Origin of the sequence: Glaciecola siphonariae (assembly GCF_042652645.1) — a bacterium.
Taxonomy (GTDB): domain Bacteria; phylum Pseudomonadota; class Gammaproteobacteria; order Enterobacterales; family Alteromonadaceae; genus Glaciecola; species Glaciecola siphonariae.
In genome coordinates this window covers 1-13,145 of sequence record NZ_JBHSGU010000009.1, presented here as the reverse complement: position 1 = coordinate 13,145, position 13,145 = coordinate 1, and the positions used below count along the sequence as shown (strand labels likewise).

Here is a 13,145-nt window from a genome sequence, read left to right as displayed (position 1 = left end):
ATTTGCCATGAAAAAAGTATTACTTGCCACAGCAATGACTGCGGCCCTTATTAGTAGTGCACAAGCTGAAGTGCGCATCAATGGCTTTGCAAACGTGGTTGTGGGTTCTACCGGTAGCGACGAGAGCTTATACGGATATGACGACAATTTTAGCTTCAGTGAAGAGAGTTTATTTGCACTGCAAGCGAGCAGCGACATTAACGAAAGAATGACCGCTACGGTACAAATTCTTGCTCGCGGCGTAAACGATTACGACGTTGATTTTGAATGGGCATACGTGACTTATCAGGCCACCAACACTACCTCAATCAGTGCTGGTCGTTTCCGCGTTCCACTTTTCCGTTTTTCAGACTCCTTGGATGTTGGCTATTCGCATCATTGGGTAGCGGCCCCGCGTAACGTTTATGACGTACCGTTTAATGATCTCGATGGTTTCAGATTTGATTACTCTGATTTTGTAGGTGATTGGCAAGTCAGCGTAGGTGCTGCAGTAGGTACGTTTGATAACGAAGTATCTGGCGGTGACATCGAGGGCGACAACACTTACATGGTGAGTGCAGAAGTTGCTAACGACTGGTTGAGTTTGCGAACCGTTTACGGTCGTTCAAAGGTAACATTCAGTCAGCCACAGCTCGACCCAGTAGTGGATCAAATCGCGCAAGCAGCACCTGAGCTTGGTGAATTCTTACGCATGAATGACGATACCGCAGAGTTTTACGGTGTAGGTCTTGAAGCGGATTTGTCTTCTTTCTTCTTTGGTGCTGAGTACACCGAAATTGAAATTGCTGACTCTTACACGCCGACCGATACAGCATGGTACGTTACCGCAGGTTTCCGTGCGGGCAACTGGACGCCCTCAATTACCTATGAATCATTTGAAGGTGACGAGGTTAAGGGTTTAGACCAGCTTAACGCGCTTCCTCCGCAATTGGCTGCTGGCTTGCGCCCTGCCGTTTTGGGCATTAATGCGCAGTTTGCAGAGTCGTTTACGGTGGCTACCGCTACGCTTCGCTATGAGTTTGATGCAAACGTTGCGTTAAAAGCGGATGTGAGTCGTTATACCGATGAGCTTAGAAACGACGAAGAGTCTACCTTAGTGCGCTTTGCGATTAATTACGTGTTCTAAAATTATCGCTCCAGACTAAAGTGATACCAAAGCCCACATTGTTGTGGGCTTTTTCTCCTTTAGTTTTGCAAAGTGATAGTGAGGCTTATTAAGCAACTAGGCGCCTTGAAACATAAAGTAATGTAAATAAAATAAAGACAGCGGCTGACTGGCCGTTAACTGATTGTATTAAGTCGGTATGTAGCCAACAATGCTTAACACCGATTAACACTGAACATCACCCGACAAACCGAACGAGGATACACAACTGGCTATGAAATTCATGTCTACCTATGCAGTCAGATATATCATAGGCGTGGTTGCGTTTCTGATAGTTGCTGCGTCTTACTTTTTTTTCGCAGCACACAACTCTTTACCCGCAAGCGATGCTGACGTCGCAGAAATGCGTTCAGAGAATCAAGCATTAGCAGTGAAAAGTGAAGCCTTGCAAGAGCAGGTTGAAACGCTAAAAAATAAACTTGCCGATGTTGAGTCAACGCTTACAGAAAAACAAGAAGCACTAGCATTAGCACAAGAGGCCGCGAGCACCGAAAGTGAAGCCTGCAGTGTGGCCGCTAATTCCGAGATTGATAATTCTGAGATAAATAGTGCCGAGATAAATAGCGCCGAGATAAGAAACAGCGAAGAAGTGTCTAGACTAAGCTCTCTGCTCGAGCAAGCGCAACTAAAAGCAAACAGCTGCGAATCTAGCGCCAGTGAGCAAAGTGAACAGTTGAGCGAATTACAGGCTCAGGTCAACGAATTAGAGGCAAATAAGCAAGCATTAGAAGACGCTCAAGAGCAACTCAGAGGCTTGCAGGAAGAGATAGCATCGTTGCAACAAGCAAACGATCAACTAAGCGAGGAAAACGAAGAATCTGCAGCATTGCTTGCTGCAAACATCGCCCAATTAGAAGCCGCAAACGCAACAAATGAAGAGATTCAAAGTGCCAGTGTAGACAACGCCGAAGCTGAACGCCTGCAAGAAGAGCTCGCACAAGCACAGCAAAACAACACCGACCTACAGGCACGCTTGACAGAGCTTGAAGCACAGACAGCAACGCTTAACCTTAGCACATCAGGCGATGACGCCTCTGACAATGTGTTGGCCGAAGAAGTCAGGCTGCTTAGGGAAGAAAACGCGCAACTGTTAAGCTCTTTAGCTCAGCTTCAGCAAGAGGCTGAGGGTGACGAACCCGAAGCAACATTTGCCTCCGGCGAATTAGCTTTCGTAACGTTTCAAGTAAACCCAAACTATTGCGATATTCAAAGCTCAGAGACTACTGTCTGCGTAAATTCCTTAGATATAGACGCGAATTTTAACTACAACCCGAATAGTTTTATGAGCTTAAGGCTAATTAATCCAGATGGCAGCACTCTGCAGCGTCAGTCGGTTGCCGGACGCACCAACCTTGATATTACCCTTGAACTAAACGATGGTGAGGAACTGCAGCCGGGCGAATATACGGTTGAATTTAAAATAGACGACGTATTTAACAAGTTCAGTGCAACTAAGCGTTTTTCAATAGCTCGCTAGATGGATATCGTTGGCGCATACTTGCGCCAACGTAGCACTTCCCCTTCCTTTTTTGCCTTAATGTTTCTCGCATGGCTACTCCAGGCATCTGCCTCAAATACGTATCAAAAATATTAGTCTTTTGTATATTTACCAAATAATTTATAAACCTAAGCCTATAAATTATGGCTCTGTTGCCGATATGAACTTAAAGGCTTGGGCGCACTAAATTGCGCCCGCCATATTTATGACGACAAATTTCATAACAAATAATTTCACGACAATATATTGCGCGATAGTAAACCAATGTCATGCATCGCCTATTGAGAGTGGCTAGCGAAAACCAGATAAATGATCGCCACCCTATGACACAGAATAAAACGAGACCATTCACATTGTTAATCAATAATGGACAACACTATACAAACGCACCGTTTGCCCCCGAGCAGCGCACACTTTTGTTGTTACGCATTATCGCGCTTTTTCTAAGCTGTTTATGTGCACTGGGGCTTGGCGCCGCCGAGGCAACAATGCGCATAGACGCTGAAAAAATCAGCTCCATTTCTCATTATCGCGCTATTCAAATGTATATGTCGAAAACTGGCCAAGACAGTTTTGTTCGACATTCAGCACAAGACAAGTCGGATCATATATGGCTAAGCGGTAACGGCGGCGTATTTAGGTACGATGGCTACAAACTCGTTCCCTTTGAACTGCCCCGAGACAATTCGCAAACCAGAATTCAAAATCCCTATTTATATGTTGATAAGCATGGCGAGATTTGGGTAGGCGGTAGCGACTTATACAAGTTTGACTACGACACGGAGCAGTTCATCGCATTAGACGTTTCTAAATTTAACCGCATTAACTCCATCATCGGAGACGATGAGGGCAATTTATGGGTAGGGGGGTTTGGTGCTGGCTTATTAGTTTATGACCCCAAAACAGCTACGGTCATTGCAAACTACGATCATTTCGTCTCAAGCACTTACCTCTACAGTCTTGCCTACGATAAAAATAACCAATACATATGGAGTGCCGGCCGAGACGGACTTTTTGTATTTGATATAAACAACCAAGCCTTTTTTGAAGTTCCCACCTCGCTGGGAAATTTGTTTAAAACTATGTATATCCGCGACTTAGCCTTTGATGAGCAGCGCAACGAGTTATGGTTGGGTACGCCTAAAGGTCTTATGCAGATAGACGCTAAATCGTTCGACTATAGAATTCATTCAGTCGAGAATTTTTCTAAAGGTCTACTAACAAGCGACGTATCCACGGTTTTTTTAGATTCAGCTAATAACTTATGGGCCGGTTTAGAAAAAGAAGGTATTTGCTTGTATCAGCGCTCAAGCGACTCATTCCTATGCTCTAAATCATCCATTAATGAACCTGGCAAACTGCCATTTGCCACCATTGAGGATATTTCTGAGGACGCCGCGGGCTCACTCTGGATATCCATGAATCATTTTGGTCTTTTCAGGATGACACCGAATTTGGAGGTGTTCAAACGCCTACGAGATAGAATTACGGTGCCGGTGCAAGACTATTTCCCGCACTATTTTGATGGCGTTGTGCGCGATAACGGCGATATTTGGATTGCAACAGACGGTGGCGGAATTAATATCTTTAATCATCGCACTGGGGATTTTAGCAATATTAAGCACCACCCCCTGCATGAAGATTCATTGTCATCTAATGCGGTGATTTCAGTTGCTGAAGACCAAGATGGCTATATCTGGGCAGGTACTTGGGCTGGAGGCCTCTCCCGTATAGACCCGAATACCTTGGAAGCAGAACGCTTTGAACATGATCCACTTAAAAGCGCAGAGCAAACTCTTGCGGGGAATAACATATTTTTTGTGTTACCTGACAACAACAAGGGCCTTTGGCTGAGCGTATGGGGATTTGGTCTTCAATACTTTAATTATGGAACAGGGCGCTTTACGCAATACCCGATTGCGCAGGAGGGCAAAACAGGCGGCAGCCTTAATGGTGAGATAACGCATATTCAGCTTTACGACAACAAACTCTTTATGTCGGGTCAAACCGGGCTTGAATATTTTGATATACCTACTGAAACCTTTGTCCCGCTTTTGAGTTCACAAATCGAGGCCGCTTATTTTGTTCTAGTAGAGTCTCTTGAAGAGATTTGGGTTGGTACAATTAACGGTTTGTATCGATACAACAGCCTTAGCAAAGCGCTAAAGGTTTATCGCAAAGAGGACGGCTTAGCGCACAACGCCGTTAACTATATTCATAAAGACAAAAACGGTAAGCTTTGGGTTGCAACCGACGAGGGTATCTCGATACTCAATCCACAGAGCGAAGAGTTTGTTTCTTATTACAAAAAAGATGGCCTAGTTAGCAATGCTACCAGCACTCATGGAGAGTTCATCAGCATAGGAGATGAGCTATACATCCCCACTAAAGACGGTATGAACATTATTAATATAAACGATGTTGTTAAGCCGTCTTACGTGCCGCCCACCAAAATTTTAACACTCGCTTTTGAGAATTTGAAAAATGGCAAGCGCCAAGAAGTAAACCCGCATATCTCGTCGATTAGAGAACAAGCACTTATTATTTCACATACATTCAATAACGTTAAAATCGACTTTACGTCCCTTAGTTTTGTGTTCCCCGAACACAATAGGTTTAAATACAGACTTGTTGGATGGCAGCAAGACTTTATTGAAACTGACGCTACCGAAAGGTCTGCTAGGTTTAATAATCTCCCTTCGGGTAAGTATACCTTTGAAGTGTTTTCGGCCAGCAGCAGTGGCGTTTGGGATGAAAGCGGCGACACTATTTCGTTTATTATCGCCACTCCATGGTGGAAAACCTGGTGGGCGCGTCTTATATTTGTTTTGATAGCCCTGTTGTCGGCTTATGGCTTTGTGAAATGGCGAGTGTCATTGATTAGGAGTCGTGAAATTGAATTGGCAATAAAGGTCGACGAAAAAACGCAGCAGCTCAATGAATATGCTTTAGAGTTAAAAGAAACCAGTGATTCATTAGCCGAGCTTAACGCACAGCTCGAACAGAGAGTTGAAAACCGAACCGCAGAACTGCAAATCGAAGTGAGCGAGCGAAAGGTCGCAGAGAGTAAACTATTCCACCTTGCCTTTCATGATTCACTCACCGGCCTGCCCAATCGAGAATGGCTCATTAAGAAATTGAATTCGCTCATTGCCACTAAGCATAGTTCAGCGCAAGCGCCCTTTGGCTTGATGTTTTTAGACGGCGATCGCTTCAAACAAATTAACGATACGCACGGTCACATCATTGGTGATGAGCTGCTAATTGCTAGCGGGATGCGCCTGTCAAAGCTGCTTACCGACAGCCAATATGCAGCTCGTCTTGGCGGTGATGAGTTTACCGTAGTGGTTGAAAATGTAGATGAGCCAAGCGCGCTAGAGCGTCTTGCCAGCAGCATTATTGAGGCATTCAACGCGCCTTTCGTGCTCGATAAAGTAGTGCTGCACTTTAACGTTAGTATTGGCGTGGTGATGTGCGACCATTCGTATACCGCGGTCACTGGCGCACTGCGTGATGCTGATATTGCCATGTATAACGCCAAACAAAATGGCAAGGGCACCTACAAAATTTTTGACCGCGAGATGCGCAAAGTCTCCATGGAGCTCTCAAAATTGGAGAGCGATTTACATGATGCCGTGCAGAACAATGAATTTTATTTGGTCTACCAGCCGCTGCTTGACTTACGCACCAATAAAATCGCAAGCTTTGAAGCTCTCATAAGATGGAAGCATCCTAAACGAGGCAACGTGCCACCCGATATGTTTATTCCTATGGCTGAAGAAACAGGCCTGATTATGGACATTGGTGAGTGGGTAATGAAAACCGCTTGCGAGCAACTAAAATTATGGCAATTATTTGACTGCATTGAAGATGTCACCATCGCGGTTAATCTGTCGTCGAATCAGCTTCGTGGGCCCGAGTTTTTAGACACTGTAGATAATTGCTTAGCAAGCACTGGACTTGCCGGTAAGTATCTCAAATTTGAGCTTACTGAATCGACCTTGATTGAAAATGACGCAAACATTAAGCACTTGCTTGACGAAATTATTGCCCGAGATATTGAGCTGGCCATTGATGATTTTGGCACAGGATATTCATCCTTAGCTTATTTAAATCAGCTGCCTGTGCAACATATAAAAATAGATAGAAGGTTTGTAGACGCCATCGACAATACTCCGGATGGACTTATTAACGCTGACGCATTAGAAATTGTAAGGGCAACAGTGTCGCTTGGGCAGAGCCTGCGTATGAAAGTCACCGCTGAGGGCATTGAAACCGATACACAGCTTAATGCACTAAGAGACTTAGGAGCGGATTTTGCCCAAGGATATTACATATCTAAGCCCTTGCCTGCTGATAAGGTCATAGCGTTTTTAAATAGTCCTTTAGAATTTGACCAAAACCAAACGCAATCTACCCCGCTGAAAAAGTATCAAGAAAGTATTGCCAGTAAAGAAAAACGCTTGAAAAAAGATTAAGGTATTGAAGGCCTATCCGACGCCAATCCATTTACGATAGGTCTTTGTTAGCCGCTTAATTCGCAGTTGGTCGAGAATTAACGATAGCAAGGGACTACATTTTGGATTGGTAGGCTGATTATTCCCTAATTTACGTAATTGTCGTTTTACCAAGGCCATTGTGGCAAGTCCCGACATTGCTTTATCTTTCCAACTTACATGTGGCACAAAGCCGACATGCTCTGGCGAACTTTTCCACGCACTTATTAAAGAAGGTTCATAGGCTAGGGCGCTTGCCATACCTACTAGGTCAACGCCGTTTTCGAGCACGCTTTGTGCAGTTTCAAACCTTTTTATTCCGCCGGTAGTCATAAGTGGCATTTTCGCATGCTCTGAAATTTGCGTGGCAAACTTTAAAAAGTAAGCCTCTCTTGCAAGGGTTCGTTCATCGCCAGACTTCCCCTGCATAGCAGGCGCTTCGTAAGACCCGCCAGAGAGTTCAATAAAGTCGATATTGAGTGTATTTAGGTGCTTAACCACATCAATGGCGTCCTCAACATCAAAGCCACCGCGCTGGAAGTCTGCTGAATTCATTTTTAATGCAACGATGCTGTGCTCGCCCACGGCATCGCGTACCTTTGTAATAATTTGATATACTATACGAGCTCTATTCTCTGGCGAACCGCCCCATTTATCGGTGCGTTTATTGGTAAGCGGTGACAAAAACTGAGAAAGTAAATAACCATGAGCGGCATGAATTTGGACGCCATCAAATCCCGCTTCTTTGGCATTAACCGCGGTGTAAATAAAGCGCTGAATGACGTCTTGAATTTCCTCTTCGCTCATGGCTTTCGGCGGCGCTAACAAATTAGAGTGCTTACCAATGTTCACGGCAATTGCTGAGGGCGCAAGAACTTTACCGCCCATGGCCTTCATCACTTGCCGGCCTGGGTGATTTATCTGAAGTATCGCTTTACAATCGTTTTGTTTAGCCTCGCGCGCCCAATCTCTAAATTCATGTAAGGGCGTGTTCTTTTCAAGTACCACGCCGCCGGGGCCGGTCATGGCCATTTTATCAACCATAACATTGCCAGAAATGATGAGCCCTACCTCACCATGAGCCCATGTTTTATAGAGCGTTTTTAGTTCTGGGGAGGGGAAATGATGTTTGTCTGCCATATTTTCTTCCATAGCAGCCTTCACAGCACGATTTTTAATAACTTGTCCACACGGGAGCGTAATAGGTGTAAATAACATAAATCAACGTTTCAGATATCGCGAAGTGGTAAAGTGCAACATAATGCAGTCTTACTTGCAATCATTGCGCGGTATCATTGTTTTTGAAGATAAGCTCGCGCAGCGCCTGACTGCGCGCATTTTATTTAGAAGCTGTGGAGATAAAGATGATTTTTAGCGGTTTAAGCGGTTTTCCGATTACCCCCATTAAAGACGGCCGCGCCGACATCGATACGCTAAGCGCTATTGTAAGGCATGTTGATGCCTCTGGATTAGATTCAATCGGCGTGCTTGGCAGCACAGGGAGCTTCGCTTATCTTAATCAACTCGAACGAGAAAGAGTCATGGCGTGCTGGAGCAAAGCTACAACACCTTGGATAGGCGGAGTAAGTGCAACCAGCTCTCACGAGGCACTGCTTAACTGCCAGCTCGCCCATAAGCATGGCGCAAAAGGCGTCATTGCCAATGCCTTTGCTTACGTGCCCTTGCGGAACAATGAGCTAACTAAATATTTTTTGGACATTGCTGAACATAGCCCGCTACCGGTATGCGTTTACGACAATCCCGTTACAACCGGCCAAGCCTTAAGTTATGATGTGATTGCACGGCTAGCTGAACACCCCAATATTCAGGCCATCAAAATGTTCGCGCAGCAAAATAATCAAGCGCAGCACGCTAGTTTGAGTTCTTTAAACATTAATGCCGGGTATGCGGTGGATGCATTTTGTTGCGACGCCATGATAGGCGGTGCAAGTGCTTGGTATTCAACCCTAGCCGGCACAGTGCCAGAGCTTTTAGTGCCAATTATGAACGCTATAAAAACAAAAGATGTGACCAAAGCGCGCAGATTAAATACTGCCCTCGCGCCGCTTTATCAACTCATGCGGACCCACTCTGGGTATCGAGTCGTGCATGCACTAGCAAACCAACGAGGATGGCAGTGTGAGTTACCTTCGCCGCTTATCATGCCTGATTTAGGAGATGTATCGTTAGATGCTTATATAAGCTCTGCATATCAAATGGTTTGCCCAAATGACCGGTAAAGCCCAGTGCTTTGTACTCATCAATTTCTTGCGTCATAACATTAGCGGTAAGCGCAATCACTGGCGTGTCTGCGTCGTTGGCACGAATCAACTCAAAGGCTTGTTTACCGTCTAATACCGGCATTTGAATGTCCATAAAAATAATATCAGGCTTTGCCAATTCGTACATCTCAATCGCGGCTTGCCCGTCGTCTGCAAAGCAAAGCGTAGCCTCGGTGGGCTCTAGCATCGACTTCACAATTTCTTGATTAATCACATTGTCGTCAGCAACAAGTATTGTTTTACCTTTAAGCTTAGGTACCTCTACCACATCGTTGCTAAGCTGGGGATTGTCGGGGCCTTCTATGTATTGCAAGGGCAAAAATATAACAAATTTACTGCCCTGCCCTTCGGCACTAACCACCTTAATGTCACCTTGCATTAACTCTACTAAATTACGGGTAATCGATAAGCCAAGGCCCGTGCCGCCAAATTTCCGTGTAATCGATGCATCTGCCTGAGAGAACCGACTGAACAATTGCTCTACCACTTCATTCGACATGCCAATGCCCGTATCGGTAACACTTATTACCAAGCCATCCAAGCCCTCTCTTTGCGTTCTCTTAAAATCGAGCTGCACGCTTCCATGATGAGTGAACTTAACCGCGTTAGACACAATATTCATGATAATTTGCCGCACCCTGACCGAGTCACCCAGCCAGCGTCTATGCATATGTTTAGCAAAAGAAAATTCAATTTTGATACCCTTTTCGATGGCCAGCGGACGCATATCAGAAATGACAGACTCGGCTAAATGTTTGAGCGAGAAGTCGGCTTTTTCGAGGGTGAGCTGATTGGACTCAATCTTTGAGTAATCTAAAATATCATTGATAATTCGAAGTAGCGTGTTCGCTGAAAATATAGCGTTGGAAATTAGTTTTTTGTTTCTATTGTCGGGGGTATCTCGTTGTAAAATCTGAAGCGTTCCGAGCACACCATTCATAGGCGTGCGGATTTCATGACTCATATTCGATAAGAAAACGCCTTTAGCGATATTTGCACTCTCAGCTTGATCTTTAGCCTGCTGTAAAACCTCGGCAGCCTTTTCTTGTTCACTAATATCTTGCACGACCGACCAAATATATTCTTGCCCGTCGTCGTCATCTATTCTGATACCCGACAAAAGCACCGGGTAAGTATGTCCATTTTTATGAATATACTCTTTTTTATAAGGTCCGTAGCGTCCCTTTTCTTTCAGCGAGGCAAGCTGCTCACCCTCTTGCTCTTCATACTTTTGTGGGGTTAACTGCCAATAGTCCATCTTATTGAGTTGGTCTGCCGCATAGCCTGTAAAGCGCGTAAATTCAGTATTCACGTATTCAAAAGAGCCATTGCTCATCTTATTAATGATGATGCCCACAGGCGCTAAATCAACAAACTTTTCAAACTTTGCTTTCTCTTTCAAGTAGGCTTTTCTAAACTTGTCGGTGTCTAGTAACGCTTGTTCTAACTTTGTTTGCGCATCTACCATCATGCTGATATCTCTACCAACTGCGAGAATGACACTGCGGTCCTCGAATTCAATTGCGGTTAGTGATACCAAACACGGAAACGTTGTACCATCGAGCTTTGAGTGCACCCACTGAAAAAGTTGTGGCCCTTGTTCAAGGGTTTTTTGAATATACTCTCCGGCTAAATCTGCCGACAGTCTGCCGCAGGTTTGCCGCTCTGGCGATATATCAGAGGGTCTTAAATTTAAGAAATTTTCTTCGCTTTCAACGCCGTGCATTTCAATGGCCGCTTCATTGCACTCAATAAAGCATCCCGTTGTTAAGTCGATAATGGAGAGAGCATCGGCCGATACGTCAAACAATTTTTTATATTTGTCTCGGTCACTATTCGCGCGATTTAACTCGCTTTTTAGTCGGCTAATTTCTTCTTCTAGTGTCATTTTATGAAAGAGCCTTTTGTTGAGTGTGCATTTGCGGTAAACCTGATCACGCTGGACTTGTGTGCGGCGTGTTAAGAGTATAGGTCAAATTTATATTGCAAACTATCCCCTGCAAGCGCAGTGCGATAGGTGGGTTTTGAGGTAGGTTTGAAGGTACGGATTAAGAAGAGTTGAAAAAGCTTGGGGATGGCAGAGTAAATCTATTGTTTTGCTCCGTCATAAGTCACGGTGATTTCTGCGTAGGCAGCCACCTTTGCAATCAATACCAAAGCACTCCATATGTATTTTCACTAAAGCGTTTATGATAATCTTTTGAATCGATGCATTTGAACGCATGCAAAGCCTCTGGACCGCAATAAAGGAAATGGAATTGTCAAAGGGAAAGTTCTTAGTGGTGATTGCCCTTGCATTCATCCTCTCGCTAATTCTTCTGTACATCATGGGTGGCACCTTACACCCTCGTAAATCTACAGAGGGCGAAGAGCAAATTACCGATACCACGCTAGCTAATTTGAATGCAGACGCTATCGCTAACATCAAGCAAGCAAAAACACCAAAGACAAACAATAAGCAGCTCTCTTCCGACCCTTCTGCACACATTGTCACTCAAGAGCGGCAAAGCATTCTGCAATGCGGCGGTGACCCTGTGGGTTATGATGAGGACGATCATGAACAGGGTGATTATGATAAGGCCTATACGAACTTGGTTGATAGGCACTTAGACTCCCTCAGTGACTCAACTCTGTATGAGCAAAAACTGGCTCACGCGCTTTTTGCGCACTGGAGAGCAAATGAAGATGAGAACAAAAGATTGGCTCTTTTATTTGAATTCGAAGCAAGCTACCCAGGTAACTCTTTAGTGCTCATGGACATCCTAAACCTATGCGCGGTAAATAATCACCCACAGTGTACGCAAGAATTTATCGATTACGCTGTAGCGTCAGACAAACAAAATGGCGCAATGTGGTTTAATGCTGCGATGGTATATGCAGCGAAACAAGACAACGAGGCTGTTCTAAGAATGATTGAGGGTCTAAACGCGTCAAACATATTCAACGAGCGCTTTGGTGAGAGAGTCTTAGGCTTTGTTGACGCCATGGAAGCCTCTGAGGCAAATAGTTTTGCTGCAAATGTGCTCATGGGAATAGGTATAGATGCTGCTCGTCCGGTTAACTACCAATCGATTACTCACTGGTGTAAAACTAAGGTAAATAACCTGCAAAATGCCGCAGCATGTTTAACGCTGGGACTAAATATGGAAAAACGCGCAAAGACAATGATTAATCGAATGATTGGCTCAGCTATTCAAGGCATTGTTTATAAAGCCGAAGGCAATAACGAAGCGCTGGCACGGCTCGAACAAACGGGCAATTCATATCGTGATCCGAGCTTTGCGGTGGGCACGAATGCGGCTCACAACTTGTTCTCAAATGACGAGAAAAGAATTAGACAGTGGCTCAAAGAAATCGATAGTCTTGGCGAACACGAATCTCAGTTGATGTTCATTGAAGATGCGATAAAGGTTTCGGAACATATGGGTCAAGAATACTGTGAATCACGAGTTTCAATGCCGCATTTAAATCTTTGAGAAGCATTTCGATGACTGATGAGGGCGCTGAGCGGTTAATGTTGGAATCAGATTGCAAATGCATTAATGGCAGTTACACAAAATTAGTTACAGTCTCTTACAGTCTCGTTACAGGCTCACGAACTTACTTGAATTAGTCTCGACTTAATCTGACAATCCTCTTGCAAAAGAGAGAGTTACCCGTTTTGATAAAGGTGTCGAATCTTTATTAACAAAACAAAAAGGTAA

At 44.5% G+C, this 13,145-nt stretch carries 7 protein-coding genes; 5 read left to right on the top strand and 2 right to left on the bottom strand.

The window, feature by feature from the left end; translation table 11 throughout:
- Positions 1–7 precede the first annotated feature (7 nt).
- The 3 genes from ACFO4O_RS14070 to ACFO4O_RS14060 all read left to right on the top strand — a co-directional run bounded on the left by ACFO4O_RS14070 (position 8) and on the right by ACFO4O_RS14060 (position 7,141).
- Positions 8–1,126: a porin gene (locus tag ACFO4O_RS14070; protein WP_382409640.1), complete on the top strand. Its 1,119-nt coding sequence runs from the start codon at positions 8–10 to the stop codon at positions 1,124–1,126.
- 253 nt (positions 1,127–1,379) lie between these two features.
- Positions 1,380–2,642, top strand: a complete 1,263-nt coding sequence (locus ACFO4O_RS14065; RefSeq protein WP_382409638.1) for a coiled-coil domain-containing protein — start codon at positions 1,380–1,382, stop codon at positions 2,640–2,642.
- Positions 2,643–2,986: 344 nt separating this feature from the next.
- Positions 2,987–7,141 carry an EAL domain-containing protein gene (locus ACFO4O_RS14060; protein WP_382409636.1) on the top strand — a complete coding sequence of 1,385 codons (4,155 nt, stop codon included), beginning with the start codon at positions 2,987–2,989 and terminating at the stop codon, positions 7,139–7,141.
- Positions 7,142–7,153: 12 nt separating this feature from the next.
- Here the strand turns inward: ACFO4O_RS14060 and ACFO4O_RS14055 are convergent, their stop codons facing one another.
- Complete coding sequence (locus ACFO4O_RS14055; RefSeq protein ID WP_382409634.1) at positions 7,154–8,377, bottom strand: NADH:flavin oxidoreductase/NADH oxidase family protein; 1,224 nt, start codon at positions 8,375–8,377, stop codon at positions 7,154–7,156.
- A 146-nt stretch (positions 8,378–8,523) separates the two neighbouring features.
- Here ACFO4O_RS14055 and ACFO4O_RS14050 point away from each other — a divergent pair, with 146 nt between their 5' ends.
- Positions 8,524–9,399 (top strand): dihydrodipicolinate synthase family protein, encoded by an 876-nt coding sequence (locus ACFO4O_RS14050; protein ID WP_382409633.1) that lies wholly within the window; start codon positions 8,524–8,526, stop codon positions 9,397–9,399.
- Here the strand turns inward: ACFO4O_RS14050 and ACFO4O_RS14045 are convergent.
- Positions 9,320–11,329, bottom strand: coding sequence for an ATP-binding protein (locus ACFO4O_RS14045; RefSeq protein WP_382409631.1), 2,010 nt, complete (start codon positions 11,327–11,329; stop codon positions 9,320–9,322). The genes ACFO4O_RS14050 and ACFO4O_RS14045 overlap by 80 nt on opposite strands.
- 370 nt (positions 11,330–11,699) lie before the next feature.
- On the opposite strand from ACFO4O_RS14045, the gene ACFO4O_RS14040 reads away from it, so the two are divergent.
- Positions 11,700–12,917: a hypothetical protein gene (locus ACFO4O_RS14040; RefSeq protein ID WP_382409629.1), complete on the top strand. Its 1,218-nt coding sequence runs from the start codon at positions 11,700–11,702 to the stop codon at positions 12,915–12,917.
- The last annotated feature ends 228 nt before the right edge of the window (positions 12,918–13,145 follow it).

What these genes read in the sequence shown, in the direction of transcription:
- ACFO4O_RS14060 (WP_382409636.1), top strand. Translation starts at nt 2,987, where the DNA reads ATGACACAGAATAAAACGAGACCATTCACATTGTTAATCAATAATGGA.
- ACFO4O_RS14050 (WP_382409633.1), top strand. Translation starts at nt 8,524, where the DNA reads ATGATTTTTAGCGGTTTAAGCGGTTTTCCGATTACCCCCATTAAAGAC.
- ACFO4O_RS14065 (WP_382409638.1), top strand. Translation starts at nt 1,380, where the DNA reads ATGAAATTCATGTCTACCTATGCAGTCAGATATATCATAGGCGTGGTT.
- ACFO4O_RS14045 (WP_382409631.1), bottom strand. Translation starts at nt 11,329, where the DNA reads ATGACACTAGAAGAAGAAATTAGCCGACTAAAAAGCGAGTTAAATCGC.
- ACFO4O_RS14055 (WP_382409634.1), bottom strand. Translation starts at nt 8,377, where the DNA reads ATGTTATTTACACCTATTACGCTCCCGTGTGGACAAGTTATTAAAAAT.
- ACFO4O_RS14070 (WP_382409640.1), top strand. Translation starts at nt 8, where the DNA reads ATGAAAAAAGTATTACTTGCCACAGCAATGACTGCGGCCCTTATTAGT.